General features: G+C 44.2%; 19 protein-coding genes and 1 pseudogene. 4 read left to right on the top strand and 16 right to left on the bottom strand.

Features of this window, described 5'->3' with window-relative positions; genetic code table 11:
- Positions 1–5 precede the first annotated feature (5 nt).
- Both R2J37_RS03385 and R2J37_RS03380 read right to left on the bottom strand, forming a co-directional pair.
- On the bottom strand, positions 6–710 hold the full coding sequence (locus tag R2J37_RS03385) for a hypothetical protein (RefSeq protein WP_316266222.1): 705 nt from the start codon (positions 708–710) through the stop codon (positions 6–8).
- On the bottom strand, positions 694–1,182 hold the full coding sequence (locus R2J37_RS03380; RefSeq protein WP_316266221.1) for a hypothetical protein: 489 nt from the start codon (positions 1,180–1,182) through the stop codon (positions 694–696). Before R2J37_RS03380 ends, R2J37_RS03385 begins: the two co-directional genes overlap by 17 nt.
- A gap of 218 nt (positions 1,183–1,400) precedes the next feature.
- Between R2J37_RS03380 and R2J37_RS03375 the strand changes: the two genes are divergently transcribed.
- Complete coding sequence (locus tag R2J37_RS03375) at positions 1,401–2,345, top strand: DDE-type integrase/transposase/recombinase (RefSeq protein WP_316266220.1); 945 nt, start codon at positions 1,401–1,403, stop codon at positions 2,343–2,345.
- Between the two features lie 634 nt (positions 2,346–2,979).
- Here R2J37_RS03375 and R2J37_RS03370 read toward each other — a convergent pair.
- From R2J37_RS03370 to R2J37_RS03310, 13 genes and pseudogenes are all read right to left on the bottom strand, one after another.
- The gene (locus R2J37_RS03370; protein ID WP_316266219.1) at positions 2,980–3,720 is read right to left on the bottom strand and encodes a hypothetical protein; all 741 of its coding nucleotides are present in this window, start codon (positions 3,718–3,720) and stop codon (positions 2,980–2,982) included.
- A gap of 282 nt (positions 3,721–4,002) precedes the next feature.
- Positions 4,003–4,188 (bottom strand): annotated as a pseudogene (locus R2J37_RS15170) (DUF3795 domain-containing protein); the annotation flags it as partial.
- A 133-nt stretch (positions 4,189–4,321) separates the two neighbouring features.
- Positions 4,322–4,621, bottom strand: coding sequence for a type II toxin-antitoxin system RelE/ParE family toxin (locus tag R2J37_RS03360; protein WP_316266218.1), 300 nt, complete (start codon positions 4,619–4,621; stop codon positions 4,322–4,324).
- A 1-nt stretch (position 4,622) separates the two neighbouring features.
- Entirely contained in the window at positions 4,623–4,871 is a 249-nt protein-coding gene (locus R2J37_RS03355; RefSeq protein WP_316266217.1) for a type II toxin-antitoxin system prevent-host-death family antitoxin, read from the bottom strand.
- Between the two features lie 310 nt (positions 4,872–5,181).
- Positions 5,182–6,789, bottom strand: a complete 1,608-nt coding sequence (locus R2J37_RS03350; protein ID WP_076779329.1) for a hypothetical protein — start codon at positions 6,787–6,789, stop codon at positions 5,182–5,184.
- Positions 6,786–7,817, bottom strand: a complete 1,032-nt coding sequence (locus R2J37_RS03345) for a hypothetical protein (RefSeq protein ID WP_076779332.1) — start codon at positions 7,815–7,817, stop codon at positions 6,786–6,788. Before R2J37_RS03345 ends, R2J37_RS03350 begins: the two co-directional genes overlap by 4 nt.
- Positions 7,818–7,867: 50 nt before the next feature.
- Positions 7,868–8,977, bottom strand: coding sequence for an ATP-binding protein (locus tag R2J37_RS03340; protein WP_157949587.1), 1,110 nt, complete (start codon positions 8,975–8,977; stop codon positions 7,868–7,870).
- Between the two features lie 5 nt (positions 8,978–8,982).
- Positions 8,983–9,276 (bottom strand): hypothetical protein, encoded by a 294-nt coding sequence (locus tag R2J37_RS03335; protein WP_106789746.1) that lies wholly within the window; start codon positions 9,274–9,276, stop codon positions 8,983–8,985.
- Between the two features lie 792 nt (positions 9,277–10,068).
- A complete protein-coding gene (locus R2J37_RS03330) occupies positions 10,069–11,919 on the bottom strand; it encodes an LPXTG cell wall anchor domain-containing protein (RefSeq protein ID WP_316266216.1) in 1,851 nt (616 codons plus the stop codon).
- Between the two features lie 224 nt (positions 11,920–12,143).
- Entirely contained in the window at positions 12,144–12,314 is a 171-nt protein-coding gene (locus R2J37_RS03325; RefSeq protein ID WP_157888449.1) for a hypothetical protein, read from the bottom strand.
- Between the two features lie 137 nt (positions 12,315–12,451).
- A complete protein-coding gene (locus tag R2J37_RS03320) occupies positions 12,452–14,392 on the bottom strand; it encodes a leucine-rich repeat protein (protein WP_316266215.1) in 1,941 nt (646 codons plus the stop codon).
- Positions 14,393–14,560: 168 nt separating this feature from the next.
- Positions 14,561–16,936, bottom strand: coding sequence for an LPXTG cell wall anchor domain-containing protein (locus R2J37_RS03315; RefSeq protein WP_316266214.1), 2,376 nt, complete (start codon positions 16,934–16,936; stop codon positions 14,561–14,563).
- 145 nt (positions 16,937–17,081) lie between these two features.
- Entirely contained in the window at positions 17,082–17,591 is a 510-nt protein-coding gene (locus R2J37_RS03310; RefSeq protein ID WP_230107091.1) for a hypothetical protein, read from the bottom strand.
- Positions 17,592–18,049: 458 nt separating this feature from the next.
- On the opposite strand from R2J37_RS03310, the gene R2J37_RS03305 reads away from it, so the two are divergent.
- The 3 genes from R2J37_RS03305 (at position 18,050) to R2J37_RS03295 (ending at position 20,828) form a co-directional block, all read left to right on the top strand.
- Complete coding sequence (locus R2J37_RS03305; protein ID WP_204550137.1) at positions 18,050–18,625, top strand: hypothetical protein; 576 nt, start codon at positions 18,050–18,052, stop codon at positions 18,623–18,625.
- A gap of 291 nt (positions 18,626–18,916) precedes the next feature.
- Complete coding sequence (locus R2J37_RS03300; RefSeq protein ID WP_204559471.1) at positions 18,917–20,359, top strand: response regulator transcription factor; 1,443 nt, start codon at positions 18,917–18,919, stop codon at positions 20,357–20,359.
- A gap of 19 nt (positions 20,360–20,378) precedes the next feature.
- Positions 20,379–20,828, top strand: a complete 450-nt coding sequence (locus R2J37_RS03295; RefSeq protein ID WP_076779351.1) for a hypothetical protein — start codon at positions 20,379–20,381, stop codon at positions 20,826–20,828.
- Positions 20,829–20,945: 117 nt separating this feature from the next.
- Here the strand turns inward: R2J37_RS03295 and R2J37_RS03290 are convergent, their stop codons facing one another.
- Positions 20,946–22,184, bottom strand: coding sequence for a helix-turn-helix domain-containing protein (locus R2J37_RS03290; RefSeq protein ID WP_331490142.1), 1,239 nt, complete (start codon positions 22,182–22,184; stop codon positions 20,946–20,948).
- Position 22,185: the final 1 nt, after the last annotated feature.

Raw genomic sequence — 22,185 nt, 5'->3', positions numbered from 1 at the left:
CTCCTTTACGCTGCATCTATAAAACTACAATCATTGAAATCAACTTCAATACTAATATTATCATTCAACAATGTATCAAAACAACTATCTGATGTAACCTTATAATCTCTTTGATTTTTATACTCTTCCGTGTTTACTGACAGTGTGCCAGCCACATTTAACGTACTCACTACTTTACTTGAAATAGATATATTTCCAAACAAAGACACGAACTCATTAAATTTATCCGTTATAGATTCAAATCCTTGATTTATTGTTTCCAATTTCTTGGAAATATTTTTATAATAATTTTCATCATAACAAACTTTAATTAACGTAGAATAATAAGAAATATCATCGGCAAATTCACCTTCATCGGCAAACATATAAGAATCTTCTTTAGGTAAATATATGCTGTCTTCATTCCAATCAGAATTATTATATTCCACTCTATATTCTCCATCAATATAATCGACTGATATTCTACCGGAAGAATATCCTCGAACTAATTCACGAAGTGTTAACTCATCTTTAAGCATTCGTATAATATTTATAGCATCTGTTTTTCCAACTAACCACTTACATCCTTTGATATTATTTTGACAACACACACATATAAATATCTCATCTGCATCATTTTTACAAGTAAAAATAATTGGAAAGTTTGATTCGAAAAGTATTCTATCAATATAAAGTTTTCCATATTTTTCTGTATTAACAAATTCCTGCATTTTTCTCATCTCTTTCTCGAATATAATTTTGAAGATGTTTTTCAAAATCTACAATTATTTCAAATTCATCGTACGGTGTTGCATTTTCATAAAGCCACCAATCTACATGTGAACCACTTTTTTTCTTTCTCTCCCTTGTCCTTTGTACCACTCCATGCTTTGGGTTTGTCATTCCAATTGCTATCTGATAAGGAACTTCCATATCAGAAATAGCGCCCGCAAATCTTTTAACATGTGTAGGTTTCTCAAATGTTGATAGAGAATACTGCCCCGGATCTGTTGGATCAGCAAGTGGATTCAATGTAAATCCATTCTCTTCAAAAGATGGTAAAAATGAATCTCTATCACACTTACCACTTCTACAAGCTCTGTACACTTTTATATTTTCCTCCCTTGCACCAGCAGGCATTTCAAATCTATCGAAGTAATCTGGAAATATTTTTTCTATCCGTTTAGTTTGTTTTTCGTCCAACTTTATCCCTCTATTATTTATACATGTTTCTTATTTGTTATTGTCTCATAAAATTGTTTATCTGTCCATCCTTCCATAAAACAAATTGCTTTGTCAAATATTTTTGTAGGATTACAATACATGTGTTACAACTGAATAATGAAAAAGCGGAAATACCTTTTCTGTGTTATATTTTTAGCTACCACACAAAAAACAAACAAGAAAGGATGTATTTCCGCATGGCTAGTATATCACAAGATATGAGATTCCGTCTATCACTGATTCAATATGCTGACAAATACGGCGTTTCCAAAGCTGCACGTAAATACAAAACCAACCGCCAGTATATCTACCGCTGGAAAAACCGGTATGATGGATCCTGGGACTCTCTGAGAGATCGCTCCAGGCGCCCCCATTCCCATCCCAATCAGCATACGGATGCAGAAATCAAACTCATTCGCAACATGCGCCGCAGAAATCCTCACACCGGACTGGTGGTCTTTTGGGTTAAACTCCGGCAGCGCGGTTATACCCGTTCCATTACTGGATTATACCGCCTCCTCAAAAGGCAGGGGATGACTCCCGAAAAACTCCCCCATCCCAAGTATATCCCTAAGCCTTATGAACAGATGTCCTATCCTGGACAGCGGGTACAGATTGATGTGAAGGTTGTTCCTTCTTCCTGCCTGGTAAACGAGGACAAAGGTCAGAAATTCTATCAGTATACCGCCATTGACGAATACTCTCGCTGGCGTTACGTGGAGACTTTCCAGGAACAGAGCACTTATTCTTCCGCAGTCTTTTTAGGCCATCTCCTGCAGCGTTTTCCTATGCCCATAGAGTGTGTGCAGACAGATAACGGAACGGAATTCACCAAACGCTTTACTTCCCCGAAAGACACCACGCCAACGCGGTTCCAGCGGGTTTTGGAGAGTCATGGAATTCGTCATAAACTGATCCGGCCTTTTACACCCAGGCACAACGGGAAGGTGGAGCGAAGTCACCGTAAGGATAATGAACGGTTTTATGCATCCCATACGTTTTATCCCTTTGAGGACTTCTCCAAGCAGCTGAAGGTTTATAATCGCAGGGATTATAACCAATTCCCAATGCGACCCTTAGGCTGGAAATCTCCTCAGACTGTTTTGGACGAATTTATTCAGTACGGTGTAACATATGTTTGACAAACCTACAAAACAAATTGCTTTGTCAAATATTTTTCGCTTGTTATCACCTTTAGTATTGATATAAAATATAATTTTTAATCATTAACAAGAAATAAGGTATATCAAATAGGAAAAACTTTGCCTTTTATCAATAAACAAATTTCATTTGTTATTTAAGTAAGTGCTAATGCAAGAATCATAACTTCAATCCAAAACTGAACATTTAACTTTTCCCATGTAAAATTTCTACAATTTATTTAGGATAACTCCACTCCCACTATAATGGTCAATACAAGGTATTCTTGTGTTATTTTAGCACTTCTGGTATTCTTCATCTATTATGTAGACTTCTCTATGTTTTTATCATATTCATTAGGTAGCTTAAACATATCCTTTATTTTTAACGCGGAAATCTTGGACATTGATTACATTTTTTAACGTTCTTTTATTCATTAACCAAGATGATAGGTACAGTGCTTATGTGATATAAACCCAAGCCATCTAATATCATCAATTGGAATAATTCTACCTCTCCAACCAACTCCAAACTATAACTCTGCTATTTTTCTAATTAGCCATTGCAAGGTAACGGAGCATTCCTAGCAGATGTTCCCACATAAAGTGATTTAGATTCTCCTATATTAGATTACCACTAATCCTTCATATCTTTTTCAACCGAAATAATCCTTTTAGATATTTCTGATAAGGTGTCTTCCCTAAGTCTCTCATCCTCTATCTTATTAGCAATTGAATTGGCAAGTAAAAGATTATTACTCTCCGCAAATTTTGCATGAAACTTAACTGCTGCTTCAATATTTTTGGTATACATCTTAATAAAAATAGCTCCTATAAAATCTACAATTATTCCACTAAAACTACCTACAAATAGCAAAATTTTATCTGTATCCAAAGACATATACATATATAAACTTGCTACTACTATCAATATACCAAATAAAATCATCATAATACCAAGACCAGATAAAAATTTTGTCTGGGCCAAATTCATATCATAATATCTCATTAACTCCTTTTGGTTCATTCTAAACATTTTTTCTGCTCTTAAAGCTCTCTTTTCAGGATTTATTTCTGAAAATTCTTTTTCTTCTCTGCGAACATCTTCATCTAGTTTTTCCAGTTTTTTTGATTCTTTGAAATCAAAAAAACTACTTATAGATACTGCAAAGCAAATAAATGCTAAAACCCCAAAAATATATACTAGTATTTTTCCAATCGCAAACTCAAAAAATTTATCATATATTTGGTAAGTAGCAAAGACTGCCATTGCCCCAAATACAAGTCCACCTATTATCCCATTTTTATCTTTTTCTGATTTTTTCTGTTCTTTTTGCGTAGTTTTATTTGTACTAGCTTTTGTTTGCTCTTCTTCCATTAATATATTCCTTATTTATTCGCATTGGCGTCATATTCTTACGAAAATCTTTTTGACTTTCTTTATGCTTCAGTTGTCATCAATATTGTATAAACACTATACAAATATACGTCACGTTTCGAACTCGCAAAATCAAATTTAGTTCTATACAGTTTTGTATAGGAGATTTGGTTCTATTTAATTTTATTTATTTCCAACTGTCATATCTCTCTGACCTGTTTCTGCTAGTGTTATCAATCTGTTGTCAAGAATTTGTTATCACACTATTAAGTAAATTAGGATTTATCGTACTCCTGTCAAAATAAAATTCATTAACTGGTCGACATCATCAAAATCATCATAATCTCCATTTATACCTTCTCGATGATATACAACTCCATTTTTCTCATTTCTCTCCAAACAGTCCAAGAGCTTCTCTTCTCCATACTTTTTAGCAAATAAGGTAAAGGTGTATGGTTTAATCTTGCTCGCAAACAAAATCCTATTACTATACTTTTTTGTATGGGAATTGTAGTTCTATCTGGTTTTATATGTGTTCCACTGTCCCTAGTACATAGACTGTACTGAACGATGTTATCAATTTGTTATCATGTTTGTGTTATCACTCAAAAATTCTTGTAATATCTTGATATCGGTTGACCACACGATAAATCTCTAAATAATCATTGCTTACCTTGTAAATAATCACATAATCTTCCCATATCGCATATTTATAATCTGTCCGAAAGCTGACTCTCTTAGAAAGGTCTGACCCCATGCCCGGGAACATCTGGAGATTTTCAAATTTACCGTAAATTTCCTTTATGGTCTTTGCAGCATATTCCTCATTATCTTCAGCAATGTAATCCCGGATATTTTTTAGATCCTTTGCAACAATCGGATTGATCCGCAGTTTTAACATCTTATTCCCCCACAAGTGCTTTCAATTCATCCAGCTCCAGCCAACCTTCGCCATCTTTCACCGCTTCTTCAGCTTCTTGCAGTTTTATCAGAAGTTTTTTCTCTGCACGATCACGTTCATAATCTTCAATATCCATAACTACAAAACGCCCTCTGCCATTCTTGGTCAAATACACCGGTTCCCCTTTGCGGCAGTTCTTCAGGACTTCATTATAATTTCTCAAATCAGATACTGGTAAAATATTTGCCATATTCTTTCAGCCCCTTCCTTAATCTCATATTATCTCTGCTACTTATATTATACGCAAAAAGCTGTAAAATTCAACGTAGATTTTTACAGCTTTCGCAAAAGAATTTTTCATTATGAATATTTTTGTTATGGCAGTTTGACGTAGATTAATTAAACTCCTAAGTTATTCGAACTCCCCAAAGTCATTGTGCGATTGTGGTATTTCTGACGGATTTTTTGCAATTCTCGTATCCATATTATACTGTTTTTTAGGGGTATTTTGAGTACCCACAGGTTTTAGTACCATAATAGTTCCACAATTCCTTTTAATATTAACTATTGATTGTTATTAACATCTCCTCAGCCACTTTCCTAAATTCATCAACATAAGCATTTGACAGCATTTTATTAGTCACATGACCGCTAAAGCTAATGTTGTTCAAAGAACTATCAAAAGCATATTTTTCTCCTTCTTCAGCCTTTAGTGTTGTAGTAAAAATAATCTGATTATCTAATTCTTTAAATTCATTAAGTACCTTGTTTTCTCGTTCCGTTGATAAATCTTCTGCTCTAAAAGAATCCACAATTATGGGATAATCATGTTTTAAAATTTTTCCAAATGCATACATTCTCGCCAAATGAAATTCTGTTGCTTCACTTCCAGAATAAATTTTATCTCTCGTTGTAAAAATATCAGCATATGGTTCTGTACCTGCCGAATCAACTTTGGAATAAAATCCATTCATAGTATTTATTATACCATTTAAAAGATTTTTTATCTTTTTCTCTATATCTTCTGATATAGCACTTTTCATTTCTAACTGTCCTGAAAGTTCTTGTACTTCCGTGTCAATCTCTTTTATGCGATCATCTGCATTTCTTGCGCCTTCCATTTCCTGTCTAATTACTAATAAAGCCTCGATTGGAATATCTTCGGTTTCCATACAAGCGTCCAATTCTTTTTGGCATAATGAAATTTCATTAGTTAATCGTGTAATTTCTTCATTATAAATATCTATTTTTTCTTGTACGGAATTCAATATTTGAGTACGCATTTTTGAAGTTGAAATATCAAATGAAAATTCTGAGTCAGCACTCTCATATGCTATATGTGTCGATCCACAATCCATACATGAAATTTGTCCCGTCTTCATTGTTCTGTTTAAAGAGCGTAACTCTTTCAATGCTATTTCATTTTTTGTTCTTCGTGAAACTGCATTACTTCTTTCTTTTTTCAAATTGACCAGCTTATTCTTAATTCTTTCAACTTCCTTTAGCATTCCCTCCAATGCAGCCCTATCATTTGTAGAGCTTAAAAACTCAAGTGCTAAATTCTTTTTTAAAATTTTATTTTCCTTCAATAAAATATCTCTTTCATTTTTAAGTTCTTTTATTTTTTTCTTTGCCTTTTCTATATCTTCTATAGGTGCTGCATCCCCATTAATACCTGCCATCGAATAAATTAATTTATAAAAATCTTCTTTTTTATAAAATCCTTTATTTACGATATCATATGTTACTTTTTTATCTTGTCCCACAAAAAATATTTGTACTAACAGCTCAGGATCAACAATTTTATAAATATTTTCTTTTTTTATAATAGGTAATTTCTGTATGTTTTTATTCCAATACCGTTTAAACTCAGCAGTATTATCGAAGACAGTATACTCTTCATCTTTTCTTATGACAAAATTCTTATTCTTTCTACAGATTTTAATTAGCTTATCATCTTGTTCTATGTAGAGAATGAAATAATAATTTTCATAATCAAAAGCTGACGGGAAAGCTGGAATGTTTCCCAAGCAATACATAATTGCCTGAATAACTATAGTTTTTCCTTTATTATTGTCATCACTAGAAATAATGTTCAAGCCTTCTTTAAATTCCTTATTTATATATGCTTCTTCAGAATTCCCAATGTATACAGCTCTTATAATCATAGACTAATACCATCCTTTATAACTGAAACAAAATATTTAAGTGATAGTACATCAAAATCTAAGCAACGCCCAATGATTAGCTTATCTAATTTCCTATACAGTTCTTCAACTTTATCCGTAGGATTTTCTAAAATCGTTTGATATATATTTTCAAATAATTTCCAAAAATCTTCTTGGCAGTTTGTATTAAAAAGCGCCCTTGATAAATCTAGCTGGCAGTCTTCCAATAAGTTTTTTCTTTTTTCCTCTGGAAATTGAACATAAATATCTATAAAAGAATGAGGCACTTTAGCGCCTATAACGTCCTGGTTTAAAATTCGATTCAAAACCAATAACCGGATTTCTGTAGTAGTTAGGTGCCTACCATAATTTAATGCCTCATCAGGTGCAACTAATGTCACTCCCTCAACAACACTTGCATTTTTCTTTCCCGACTGAGCATCTCGAATTTCATTAAAAATAGCGACTAATGTATCTTCTGATGGAATAATGGTTGGATTCAGTTTTATAATCTTCTTTACATATTCGCTTTTGCTCTGATCATCAATAACAAAATAAACCTTTTTGAGAAATTGATCAATCTTCGTATCATCTATATCATTATCGTCTATATATGTCTTTTTCTTACATTCATCTCTGAGTCCATTTATTAGTTTTGGTTTTGCTGTTGATTTTATATTATCAATTCCAAAGCGTGTAAGTGTATCATCTATTCTTAACGAACTACTAACGCCACCCAAAAAAATTATGTAATATGCAAACTCAAATTCGCTTACAAAATTTTTATATAAAGTCACTAACTCCGTTCCTATAATATACGGTGATGGCTGTTTATCTCCCTTAGATTGCAAATCCCATAGTTTATCACCCATCTTATTCATTCCAGTCAGATCATTAAAAAAGTCCACAACAAAGAAGAATATTTCATCGCTATCGTCCCTGAAATTCATAAGATATAGTAGTGCTTTAGTTTCCGTGTCCGCTGCCGATGGTCGCAAACGTTCAGAAGATTTAACAGTATAGGCCATACTGATCTCCTCCTACAACTTTAACTTTCGTTATTATAAAGCAATCAGCTTTAAAGATGGATCGTCCAATATCCTTTTCTCCGTGATCCTTCTCGTATAATTATACCATCTTCTGTTAATTTCCTCATCATTCTTTGGACCTTACTTCTTGATAAATCCAATCTTTCTCTAATCTCCGACTGCGTCAGTTCAGGATACTCTAAAAGCAGGTTACACAGCCTTTCTTCTAATTCTGTCAGTCTGTAATTTTCAGCTTCATTTTTTGCCTCACTTTTAGCTTCATTTTCTGAGGCTGAAAAATTCAGATTTTTCAATGTAACAGTAAACTCCACCCGGTCAGAATAGAACACCGGCTCCTTATCTGGTGTGTAGTTCTCTGCACTCCGATAAGCATTTCTTATTTTATTCAACCCACTGCCCTGTCTTTCCATATATCCCAGTCGGCTAAATATATCTGCCAATACCGGATTACGCCTTGTGGATGGAACAGTATCAATATTCCGTTCCTGGATTTTCGTACCGTCCGGCATTCCACCCGGAGAATATACTACAAGCCGATCATCAAATATATCTATATGAACTTCACTTCCATTGATCAGGTAATCTCGATGAATAAGGGCATTGACAATACTTTCAAAAACACTTCTCTCACAATAGTCCGGCAATTCAATCCTTGAGTTAGCTGTCTTTTTCCACGCTGTTTTCATATTCCTTTTTACGAAGCTAAATCCTTCATTCAGAAGTATAATCAGACTTCCAGTAAACTCCGCACTGTCCAAAGCGTCAATCCGCCCTCCACTTTTATCCAGCCCATTCCATCTGGTACAAAATAGCCTTGAATGGCGAATTGGACAGTTATCAGCCAAAAGAGCTCCAGCATTTGTCAATTTTCCATTACCGTCGACAATACCAAACGATTCAAAATTTTTCTCCTCCATGCTACTGCTATTCCATTCATAGTAACGTTCCCGTAATTTAGAGAAAGAATAGTCCTTGAAATTATATGATGAAATAAGTGAATCGTAAGATGAATTTCTTCCCCTGAGTACAAGTCTTTTTAATTCAGCCGCATTTGCAGTAACGGTTTCATTCCCTATCCGGACGAAAGCCTCCATAGTTCCGTCTCCCTTGTAATAATAAGGCGTCTCTTCTCCTTCCATGACCTTTACTGCTCGGCGATGAGGATGTCCTCGCCGCTGAATTCATCGGTGGTCAGCATATCGTAAGAGAAGTCGCCGTTGTCCGCAGAGCGTTCGTCCAGATATTTCTGTCGACGCTTTGCTCGGTAGAATTCTGCGTAATCCTCTTTGGATACCTCCATAAGCCTGCCGTAGAGAGGCAGGAACAGCTTGTCCGCATATAACGGGCAGATTTGCTCACGGCGACAGAATTCCTCATAGGTCAATTCCGTGTACCCGCCGTTTTCTATGATATAAACCGCTTTGGGTTGTTTTTTCAAGGTTATGTGCCTCCGTTCAATCGTTTTTGGTTGGTTTCAAAAACGATTGATACGGAGGGCTGCGGCAGCCGACAGAGCTGCCGGATTGCCGCTGTTTTAAGGCGTAAAGGCCGCAAAAAGTCAAGCCAAGTAAAATTCCCGTTTTTTCGGTGCTTTTATTGGCGCTTCTCGGATATTGTTTTGAATTCTGTCGACCGGGAAGGTCAAAAAAATATAGGTGTCTGTGTGTCTGCGCAAAGACAGTCTTTGCTATTTCAACACCTGTATCTTTCCTGTGTTATTTCTCATTTCCTACCTTGTCACCGAAGGACGGCGGAAACGCCGTTTCTTACGGCAAAATCCCATATTTTATGTTTTCAAGCAACGACGCAAGGTACATCGGGTTCACCTCCTGTTCAAGATGGTTTTCTATAAAATAAGAACGACGGCATTTTCGGATTTCTAATGCCTTTAAGTAAATTTTTTGGCGAACTGCCTGTTTTCGCGCTGAAAGGAACGGCATTTTGTCGAGAGAGTAAAGAAAAACGCTCAGCAAGTAATTTCTTGCTGAGCGTCTTAAAATCATGCTGGAGAGTGACTCCGGTTGTCTATTCTTTTTTCAGGAGACATATTTACCGTCACCGACCTTTATCTTTAACCTTTCAATTTTCAATCAGTTTGCGTGACTGCTTTTTGCGAAAGCGAGAAATGTTCACTTCCAGCATATATTCACATCGAGTTTTTTGAAAACGGGCAGTGACAGTCTTTCGGTCACTGCCCGCTTATCATAATGCTATTTCGGGTTTGTCAATGTTATTTAGTGATCCCTTTCTTTTTTCTCTTGTCTGTAACACCCAACACGGTCAGAACACCACCGCTGGCAAACAGCAGAGCGACCAACAGGAACATATTGCTGTTATCGCCGGTCTGGGGGCTTTCTGTTTTCTCAGAAGGCTTGTCAGGCTGTTCGGGCTTGGCTGGGTCTGTAGGGTCTGTAGGAGTAGTGGGGTCGGTGGGCTTTTCGCTGGTTTCAAACGGTGTGTTGGAGCCAAGGATAGCATACTGGCTCAGATGGGTAGTCTCAAACACCAGGAAGTCACCTTCCACCACTGCATCAAAGCGTTCCAGCGGGTCACCCAGATATACCGCCTGGTAGTATTTGTAGCCCTTCAGGTGGTCGTTCATCGGGATTTTGACCGTCATGGGGTTATCCTTGATTTCCAGAGCTTTACCGTCTTTTCTAACGCTGATCTCGTAAATGGACAGCAGGCCCGGCAGCTCCTCTTTCAGTTCCGGACGGCTTCCCAGCACGCTTTCCTGTGCAATGGTGTCGGCATAAAGCTCTGCACCCTCTGGCACTCCATCGGTCAGGGAGATGGAAACACCGGTTTCGGAAGCAGTCAGATCTTTGGCGCCAGTATCCTCACCAGGTTTTGTTCCAGGATCAGTGCCCGGATCGGTAGAAGTCCCGGACGGGGATACTTTGATCACATCATTGGTGCAGTAGTAGCTATACATGCCGGTCTTTACCACGTTGGTGGTATAGCCTGCCGGAATATCTTCTTCGGTCGCACCGCTGACGCCTTCTCCAGCCACAGGCACTACAATTTTTGTCAGGGTTGTCTGACCCCAATCCTCCGCAGTTACGTCATCAACGGCGGTCTGATAGACCAACCACTGGGATTGATTCGGGTCTACTCCCCAATAAAACCTCTGCCCGTCCTTGATCAGCACTGTCATAGAGTTGATATCGCCTGTTTTGGCGCTGATGGTTTCCCCTGAGTCGGTATATCCCTCAGGCAGAGCGTCCTTTTCAAGTCCGTCAACGGTAGCAATTTGAACGGCAAGATATTCTTTTTGGCTAGGAAGTCCTTCCACCTTCACCAGCTCGTGGATATAGCCCACAGGCTTGCCGTTTGTTAAATCGCTGCCGGTTAAGATTGTTCCGTAACTAACGCCGTATTTCTTTCCGTCCTCGCCCTTGGTGAGAACCTTCCAGTCTTTAGCAACATAGTTACTTTCATATATGACATTTTCCCTTTCGGTGGTCTCCCCCTCGATGCCGGAATTGGCGGTCAGGGCAAGCTCTGTTTCCAGATTACCTGTGAAGGGAAGGGTTGAGGATGTTGTCGATACAAAGGCCGCAGAATAAGTGTTTTCACCTGCGCTCTTATACGCTGTCACAGAAGCGTTTGAGCCGACCTTGAGCAGACCCGGTGTTCCCTCGGCCATAAAGCGGATCGCCGCAGTCTGAGACGTTTTGTTTTCATTGATGGTCAGGGAGCCGTCTCCGGTAATTTCCAGATTGCCGCCCCAGCCGAAGCCCCATACAACCAGTTCGGCGATATGATTGTCACCCACCAGATGAAGCTTCAAATCGTCGCCCATCTCGTTGGTGGCAAGGGTCATTTCCGGGTGGTTGTAGTTTGTCAGGGTGATGGTGTTGGTAGCCTTGTCATAGACAGCGCCCTCCACCGTGTCAGCCTCGCCGCCGTTGCTATAAAGTACATCACCAAAATAGCTGCCCCTGCTATCATACAGCTGCACCCATGCGGAGCTCATGTCCCCGAACGAGGGGCCGTTCTCCGCAAATGCCGGCACAGCCATTCCAACAGCCATACAAAGCGTCAGCAGTCCTGCAAGAAGTTTGCGCTTTAGTTTCATGATTGATTTTTCTCCTTTCAAGATAACATTTATGTGAATACACGGGTTTGATCATTCTTTTTGGTGTGTCACCCCCCCTTTTTCTCGGTGTTCTATGCCATCCGTTCCCCGGTGCGCCGGTTCAGGCAGCCAGGGCGGAACGAATAACCTTCTTTGCCGCAGTTAAAGTTCTTTATGCTTTGGTGAATACCAAAGCATAAAGAAGGGATATCCCTTCTGCGTTTTCAGCTTTCCTGCGTCTCCCATTTGGCGTAGAGATCCATCGGCGCATAGGGCGCTTCCCTGACAGGGCGCTCTTTCAGCTCTTCAAGGATTTTAAGCCCTGTTACCGGGCCGGCGGTGCAGGCTTTATCCCTGTACCAGCCGGTGAATACCTTCTTGTCAAACAGAGTCACTTATCCTTTGGTGCATACCAAAGGATAGAAGGGATATCCCTTCTTGAAAAAGATACCGGCTGCGCCGGGGCGGGCTGTGGTTTTTGCACGAAGCCCGCCCGCAGGCGCTTTTGCCGGTTTTGTTTTATCTCTCAGTCTTATTTCCCGGCCGCCGCCTTTTTCCGCCTGTAGAACAGCATTCCCAGCACGCCGCCGCAGGAAGCCAGCATCAGGCCGAGCCACAGCGCCATATCGCTGCTGTCCCCGGTCTGTGGGCTTTCTGTTTGCCCAGAAGGCTTGCCCTGCTGTTCGGGCTTGGCTGGATCGGTTGGCTCAGTCGGGTCGGTAGGAGTGGTCGGGTCAGTAGGATCCGTTGGCTCAGTCGGGTCGGTAGGAGTGGTCGGGTCAGTAGGATCCGTTGGCTCAGTGGGTTCAACCGGCTCCAAAGAGGAACGAACCTGCACATATTTTTCGTTCTGATACTCTGTGCCGGCAGGATCGCCAATAATTTCCTCAGCCGCAGCAGAATCACCGGCCGCTACAACAGGATCGGTGTAGCCAGATAAGTCAGGTTTCCAGCGCATGGCGCCCTTTCCGCCGCTGGCAGTGACAACCGCTCCGTCGGAGATGGTGAAGATCCCCTTCTGATCGCCGCCCAATTCACCAAAGATATCTTCCTGGCCAGCAAAGATACCATAGTGCTCGCCGCTTGCAGAAGAGGCATTTACTACGGTTCCGGCTCCGCTGACGATGACATCACCGCAGATGCCGTGATCGTTTACGGAAGAAATATTCACCTTCGCTCCGTTAATCGCCGTAAGGTCAGTATTAATGCCCGGAGTGCCGAAACTGGCATCCTGAGTTGCATTGTTCTTCGCATTCAGCGTCGCGCCGTCCACCGTCAGTCCGCCGATTGCTCTGACTGCGGCATATGGCTGATCCTGCTCGTCGCTGGAAAAGTCAACGGTAAGATCTACAGACGCCCCGTCTTCAATGGTAATGGTATTGTTGCCAAACAGGCCGAAATAGGTGCCGCTGGTGGTCAGGCTTCCGTTTCCTTTGACCGTCATAGCCCCGTGGGAATAAACCGCGGAGTGAGGGAAGTCCCCTTCTCCGGTAATCTGATTCTCACCTTTCAGCACAAGGGTAAAGTTCTCTTCCTGCGCCCATACAGCGCCGTAGCCGCTGGATGTCAGCTGGGCGTTATCCAGTGTCAAGGTGTTGGCCGCCGGATCATAGTACGCCGTGGCGCCGTCACCGTCGGCATCACCCAGAATGTCGCTGGCGTTGGCGCTGGTGACGGTGATGCCGTTCACCTTTACCGCATACGTCTGTACCCCGGATGTTTCTACTTCAGCCTTGCACACCGTACAAACCCCGTTTGCTATCTGATGCACTCCGTACTGGTCTTTTTCGGCGCAGCCCTCTGCCGTGCAGGCTTTCCAGTGATGTGTGCCGTCGCTGGTCCAGTCTTCCGCCCAGACATGCTCGTGTTGCACCTTATCCTCAGGCCAGCCGTTTGCCGCCGTGTAGCCGTCAGCTCCGCAAGGCACATGAATGGCGGTGAGGGCGGCGCACTCGTCGAATACGTTATCTGCCTCCAGCTCGGGGGCCGTATTACCCGTAAAGGTTATGCTGCCTAACTTTTCACATCCATTAAACGCTCTACTTCTAATGGAGGTTACCCCATCCGGAATCGTTATGTCAGTCAATCCCGTACACCACTGAAATGCGCTTTCCCCGATTGAAGAAAGCTGGCTTCCCTCCTCAAAGGTCACGCTGCTCAGGCTTTTGCAATTGTAGAAGGCAAATTCTCCGATAGAGGTTACGCTGTCTAGAATCGCTACGCTCGTCAAGGTATTATTATGAGAGAACGCCCTCTCACCGATAGCAGTGACCGGCTTGCCGTCTATTTTGAACCCGATTGTGAGATTTGCGCTCTCCCATGCGGAGCCCGTTATGGTCACACTGTCGCCGTTGTCTTCATAGGTCAGACCACTGGTTGTGGTGCCTCCCGCCGCAAACACGGTCATGGGCAGCATTCCCAACACCATGCACAGGGAAAGCAGCAACGCCGTCAGTTTCTTTTTTGCTTGCATTTGGTTTCTCCTCCTTGTCAAATAAGATTGCTTATCCTTTGGTAGATATCAAAGGATAGAAGGGATATCCCTTCTTGAAAAAGATACCGGCTGCGCCGGGGCGGGCTGTGGTTTTTGCACGAAGCCCGCCCGCAGGCGCTTTTGCCGGTTTTGTTTTATCTCTCAGCCTTATTTCTCGGCCGCCGCCTTTTTCCGCCTGTAGAGCAGCATTCCCAGCACGCCGCCGCAGGAAGCCAGCATCAGGCCGAGCCACAGCGCCATATCGCTGCTGTCCCCGGTCTGTGGGCTTTCTGTTTGCCCAGAAGGCTTGCCCTGCTGTTCGGGCTTGGCTGGATCGGTTGGCTCAGTCGGGTCGGTAGGAGTGGTCGGGTCAGTAGGATCCGTTGGCTCAGTGGGTTCAACCGGCTCCAAAGAGGAACGAACCTGCACATATTTTTCGTTCTGATACTCTGTGCCGGCAGGATCGCCAATAATTTCCTCAGCCGCAGCAGAATCACCGGCCGCTACAACAGGATCGGTGTAGCCAGATAAGTCAGGTTTCCAGCGCATGGCGCCCTTTCCGCCGCTGGCAGTGACAACCGCTCCGTCGGAGATGGTGAAGATCCCCTTCTGATCGCCGCCCAATTCACCAAAGATATCTTCCTGGCCAGCAAAGATACCATAGTGCTCGCCACTTGCAGAAGAGGCATTTACTACGGTTCCGGCTCCGCTGACGATGACATCACCGCAGATGCCGTGATCGTTTACGGAAGAAATATTCACCTTCGCTCCGTTAATCGCCGTAAGGTCAGTATTAATGCCCGGAGTGCCGAAACCGGCATCCTGAGTTGCATTGTTCTTCGCATTCAGCGTCGCGCCGTCCACCGTCAGTCCGCCGAGGGCACGTACCGCCGAATACGGCTGAGGCGCCCCGTCGCTGGAAAAGTCAACGATAATATCCACGTCTGCGCCGCCGGTAAGCGTAATGGCACTGTTGCCGTAAAGCCCGAAACCGGTGCCTCTTATCTGCAGTCTTCCGCTCCCCGTAATGGTCAGGTCCCCGTTGGAATAAATCCCGTTTTCGGTGCTGCCGCTGCCGTTAATCTGGTTTTCGCCTTTCAGCACAATGGTAAGGTCCGGAATAAGCGCATGTATGGCGGCAAAGTCTTCGCTCACCGTCAGCGTTGCGTTATTCAACGTCAGGGTGTTGGTATCCGGGTCATAGGACACCGTAGCGCCCAAACCGTCGGCATCGCCCAGAATATCGTCCTTGTTTGCCGAAGTCACTTCTATGCCATTGACCTTAAGCGGGTCAAAGACACACTCCATCACAAAAAGGCTATTGAAGGTGCCGCTTAAAAAGCTGCCGTCCGGTCTCTTTGGCTCATCGTTATTCGCCAGGGTATAACCATTATCGGCGGGACGACCGTCCAGATAGACGGATGCCTCCTCAGAGATGGCGTATCCCTCCTTCGCCTTCACCCATACGGAGTAGTAGTAAGTCACGCCCTCTTCAAAAGTCGTGATTTTCTCATCTTCCGATATCTCGCTGTTGAAAGACTCCTCGCTGGTGATACTCTTGCCGTCGCTGCCGATCCACTGCTCCAGATAAACCTCGTATTTGTCCTGATCCGCCTCGTCCACCGTCGCTGTGAATGCAGGCGTCAATCCCATTCCCACATTCCAGCTGACGTTCACCAGATTGACGGCATTCACGATCTCCCTTGTATCCGGCTGTACGATTTCCGTTTCCGGATTGTATACCAGTCTGAGCGTGTAATACCTATTTACCGTCGCATTGATCGTTGGCGTCCAGCTATTACCATCACCTTCTTGCGATGACTCAAATCCGTCAAGCACCGCTTCGACCGTCAAATCATTCACGGTGACATTCTCCAGATCAGGAACTGTTTGCTTATTCTCCTCGAAATACTGATAGAGCAGTTCCGTTACTGCCCGTTCCTCAGAATCACTCGTGGTACCATCAGGATATGTGACATCCGGATTCCCTGTGGCCGTTATGCCTTCCTTGTACAGCTTATTCTCGCTGTCAGGCAGCCCCACATCGACCACTCCCGTATAATAATTATTGATGGTCGTATTGAAGGTAACTTCATTCCAATCTAACGACACTGTACTCGCGTTGCTCCAATCGGTCCAGTCCGTCACCTGGTAGTTCCCCAGATTGTCCGGATCGCCGGTGCCGGAGACGCCCTCTCTCGCTTTTACCTCTACCTCGTAGTTAGGATTGATAACGCCTTCTGCATTTCCTGTGTTTGTAAAGGTGCAGGTGGTCTCCCGCTGAACCGTCTTTGTCTCTACCTTTGTCTTTCCTCCGGCAATGCCGTCAAAGTGTCCGTAAAGGGTCACTTCATACTCAAAGATATCCAGCCCGCCGGTGGATGCCGGCTTATCCCAGCTGACCTTTAAGCCGTCCGCTGTCACTTCCAGCTTCAGATTTGTTGGCGCAGCCGGTACACCCGCCGCAAAAGCGGTCATTGGCAGCATCCCCAGCAGCATACACAGGGAAAGCAGCAGCGCCGTCAGTTTCCTTTTTGCTTGCATTTGGTTTCTCCTCCTTGTCAAACAAGACTTACTGTAGCGCCTTTTTCGGGATTTGTGCAGGTCGCTTTAGCGCCAATTTCCCAAAAATTATGTGGCGCACCTGCGCCAATCCACATCTTTCGCGGAAATCATGGGGAAATACCGCTTATCTCATTAGATCCTGATATTCTGGGTCTGTTGTCCGAATCCCCCACGCCAGTTCCCAAAGCTTTTCATCTTCGGAAAGGACATAGCACCTGCCATCCACCCCTTCGAACCGGCGTTTATCAAACCAGAAACTGTAGGTATCCCCTTGCGCCGTCACAAATGTAAGCCCCCGGGTATCTGTAGAGACGATGGGTGACTCGGATTCCACCGACACATCCCGCAGTGCCTGCAAGACCCCGGCGATCACCGTTTCGTCCCTTGTCTCGTAGTCCGCCGCCGTCTCTGTCCAATGGTGAAAGATCAGTTCCACCGGCAGTTCCTCATGGGGCAGCTCCAAAAGCTCCCGCTGCTTTTCGGTGCAGTAAGCAAAAAGGGAGTCCCCTTGGTATGCCGGGGACGAAGTCTCTGTCGGGGTCGGAGTCTCTGCCGGAAGCGCAGGATCTGATGCTGCACACCCCGCCAGCAAACAGATGGCTGCCAGAAGTGCCGCTGCCCCTCTTTTTTTCATTCGTGCCTCCTTTCTTCTGTCCTGGTCTCATGAATCGCTTTGCTGCTCGGCCTGTAACGCCAAAGGCGATCCAAACTCTTTTTTTGTCCTTTTATGGTTTTACTGTATCGTTTTTTAAGGATCTGTGCAGGCTGCTTTCGCGCCAATTTATCAAAAAACGCATGGCGCACCTGCGCCAATCTATTTTTTGTGTGAAAATTCCAAAACACCTTGATTGTGCAAAAGGGATTGCCGATCATGACAGGCGGCCTGCTACGTCCTGTAAACTTAAGAGGTATTACACTCTGTACAGGGTGGATGGCCTCAATTTTCCGCTCAAAGCTTCGTTTCTCAAAATGGCGCAGGTGCGCCACAGTGTTTTTTTAGTTTGGCGCTAAAGCGGCCTGTTAGAAACACCAGCTTCCTGCTATGATAAAAAACTAAAAGTTCACATGATGGAAGACCGGCCAGGACACAGAATGTCTAAAAAGCTTCAGCTGGCCTTTTCGGAACGCAGGATCAGAAAGAGGATATATCGTATGTATGCAAGGTTCAGGCCGTACCATCTCATTGGCGCCATCGGTGGGTTCCTCACTGCCCTCACCGCCATTATTAGCTTGGCAGTTTCCACATCGTACTACATAAGCGCAGAATGGGTCATTATTGTAAACATGCTGCTCATTGGCTCCAACGGGTTAATCGCAACCTATTTCTTTGGCGCGTTCAGCGCTACCCGTGACAGCCTCATCAAAGTAGGCAGCCTGATCGCGGGGATAGGTCTTGGCTTTAATATCTTGATCTCAATTCTCCAGATGGCGGGGGTGTACGTTTTTGTTCTGGCTCTTCTTGGGGCTCTCGTTATGATGGCAGGGGTTGTGATCGCCTGTATCAAATTCATCATGCTCTTCCAGAGAGACGCTTTTGTCGTGGTGTTCTGCGTGTTTATTTTCCTGGGGCTTCTGCTGTCTTTATTCTGGACGTGGGCAAGCCTGATAAGCGGCGCTGGGCTGGGTGCCCTGCTGATTTATTTTTACGTCCACAATATCACCTACTAGACAGCTTCTCTCATTCAGGATATTTCCTTGTTTACCGCGGCTGCACCGTGTGGCTGCGGTAAAATGGCATGTGCGGGCGCAAAAAACCGGTAGTTCCCGGATGCGGAACGTAGCTCCAAAAATATACGGTTTTATCCAGGAGAATCCCTGGTTTAGGTCAAACAGGAAGGATTGTATATTCCGCAAAAACGTCAGCGAAAAAAAGTCTCTAACCGACCGAAATCGTTGAAAATCCATGCCGTTTATAGTATAATAATCTATAATTGTACCATTGCGGAGAAAGGGGGTGGAATGGGACGTATGATAATAATAAAGAAAAGCTTCACAAATCCAAAATCCATTTATGCGATTCTGCTGCTTGGTATTTTTACTTTTCTATTTCTTGGCGCCGAGTACCTATATGTGAATATGATCTCGCTTACGGCAGGGGATGAAAAACCGGTGATTGCGCAAAACTACGCGTTAGGAATAAGCGCTGTCGGTTTTTTGCTCTATCCGCTGTTTCATCGCTTTTTGAAAAGGCGGGTACAAATCGTTGGACTTTTTATCCTTGCACTAGCAGCGGCAGTATGCAATTTTTTGGTTCAAAAACATGTTTCTTATTCGTCCACTCTGCTCTCCGGAATGACATTGTTCCTGTTTCTGGGGATATTGGGAAGCGCGGCCCACTACCTGTTTTTCAAACTGGCGAGGGATCGCACCCATCTGGCGCGTATGGTTGGTGTCTCCTATGCCCTTGGGATCTTCCTGCAGTTTCTAAATAACAATCTTGTGGATCTGGAAACTGCGGAAGCCTTGATACTTTCACTCTTTGCCCTTGTAGCGTTAGCGCTGTTGCTGAAGGCAGAAAGGCTTTGCCGCCAGGAAAACGCAGAAGCGGAAGAACTCCAGTCCCCCGCCATAGAGGATGATGGGAAGGGAACCCGAAAGAAGATCGCCGCCGGCGGACTCCTTGCACTGCTTGTCATCCTGATGGCATGTATCTTCAGTACGCTGGACAACGCGGTCACCATGCATCATGCAGCAGGCACTGACATCGGGCAATGGCCGCGGCTTTTGCTGGCGGTAAGCGGCCTTTCTGCCGGCTTTCTTTTTGATATCCGAAAGCGGAAATTTATGGCCATGATGATGTACTGCGTCATGCTGATGTCCGTCATCTGTTTGGTAGTACTCAAGCTGGGCGGCCCGTTTTTGATCGGCCTGATCGTATTTTATCTTTCGGCTGGATTTTTTGTGGTATTCTTCACCACCAGCTTTCTGGATTTTGCCCGCCATATGCCCACGCCAGCGCTGTGGGCCGGTATGGGGCGCGCCATGAATAACGTGAGCGCCGCTTTGCTTACCAACGCCTCTGTAGCGTTGCTTGTTTCTGACAGCAATGGCATGGCATCCATCATTCTGGCACTGGTCCTGTTTGTGGCCGTCAGCGTAGTCATCTATCTTTATACAGCCTGGATGCCGGTTTCATCCGGCACCCCCAAGGATATCCCGACAGACCTGGACCCTCAGGAAGCGTTCCGTCTTTTGTCGGAGCTGTTTATCCTTACGCCCAAGGAAACCGAAGTATTTGACAAGCTGGTCAATTCAGAGGAAAGTATTCAGGAGATCGCAGATGGACTGTATCTATCCCGGCGAACCTGTCAGCGGCATATCGCGGCGATCTATGAGAAAGCGGGTGTAAAATCACGCATGGGATTGTACCAGCTCTACATAGAAAAACAGCGCAGGCTATGACAGTCAGAAAGGGATTCGGATGAAGAGGATTAAAATTACCGTTTTGCTGATTTTATTGTGCGTACTGGCGGGGTGTTCCCCAAAAGACACATCGCTTCGGGCCTATTGCACCGAAAGCCAGCAGGAATTTCTGGATCAGTCGCTGGAAGAGCTGCCGGTCGCGCTTACCTATCATCACAACGATAACATCCTAGGACGCTACGAAACGACGGATGAAGAAATCATCTCCGAAATCCTGCAGGCATTACGGGAAACGACCATTGTATCCAAAGCTTTCAGCGGCTCTACAGACAGCCGGATCCTGGAGTTTGAGACAGCGGATGGGGATACCTGCCTCTTCTGGTTTGATGAAAACCGGTTCCATGGCGCCGGCGGAACATCCTATGTGCTTTCCGGCGACGAGGAGATTTGGGATCTGGCGCGGAAAATCCAAGAAACATATCCAGAGTACAGGGAAGCGATGGAGTAAAAAAGGCACATCGCAAAACCAGGCATTCCTTACTTGTATCCAGCTAAGGCTGTGCAAGCAGGGAATGCCTGGTTTATTTATACCCATTTTTCAAACGCAAGGGACTCGGATTTAGCCTCATTTATACTCTTCCCCTTCCACAATGGGCATTGTGATGTTTTCCATGGCTTCTCGCATTTTGGGGTGCCGGATAACAAAATGAATCGCCGGCGTTTTTTCCTTGGACACGATCGCCCAGCTTCCCTCATGGATAAGAATTTGGATATGGCGGAACGCAGGAGATTTGTTTTCCTCAATATGGTAGTTTTTATGCATCTGAGAAAAGCGCTTCATCATCTCCAGATGTTCCCGATATTGCTCATAGGTGTAGACGATATCCTCTTCATAAAAAGCGCCAGCCAAGGATAGCGTCATGGGGTATTGGGCAAACTCTTTTTTTAAAAAGTTGGGATACGCTTCAAAGATGGAGTCGTGGGATAGAATTTCTTCCGTCAATTCCCTTTGAAAAGCAATATGTTCCATGATCCTGATCTGGTTTTTCTCCGAAACACGATTGTCCCTCAAAACCTGAAAGACAAGCTCATCGTCGGCCGTGTAGAGCGGCAGGGATGACAGGATTGACCGCCTTGTACCTTCTGTTTTTGCATCAAGCTTTAAAAAGGCATCCGCCGTAAATTTTTGAGGATCGGACAGCTTGCGCTGCCCCTTTCGGATACGGGACAGGTACGAAGGATCGTAGCTCAAAAAACGCGCAAGATCGGATACGCTGACGGACAATGTCTTCAGCAGGGTATCAAAATTCAATCTGAGTTTTTCTATCTCGATACCAGGCCCCTGTGCCTGCTCGGAGAGCGCCTGCCGAACCGCTTCCTCTTCCATCTCCCGAATTTTCTTTTCGGCTGCTATCGCCGCAATCCCCTTGGCTAAATTCTCCAATTGCCTGGAATCTGCTTCCGGCACACGGTCTCCAGAGCGATATCGGCTAATTGTAGCTGTGGACAGGCCGGAGCGTTCCGCCAGATCCCTGGCGGAGCATCCGGTCCGCTCCATATATCGGTTTAGAACGTCTTTGAACTCCATAGTAACTCTCCAATACCCTTTATCTCCCAGCCGCTCTGCGTCCGGTCTCTGTGCCAGGATCAGCAGGGCATTATTGGCAGTATAGCGGTCAAACCGTGCCTGTACGTCCAGATACTGCTGAAATTTCCCACTGTCCGCAGCCACTTCATTCGTGATCTGCTCGGACAGCTCATAACAGCGGTTCCGATTGTTTTTGCTCTTCGCAATAAAAGCGGCTTTTTTATCGTCCTGCGGCACTGCCGATACATTCAACATGGAATCAAAGTTATTCTCCATA

Origin of the sequence: Claveliimonas bilis (assembly GCF_030296775.1) — a bacterium.
In the GTDB taxonomy this organism is placed as follows: Bacteria; Bacillota; Clostridia; order Lachnospirales; family Lachnospiraceae; genus Claveliimonas; species Claveliimonas bilis.
This window is presented reverse-complemented; position numbering and strand designations above follow the sequence as displayed.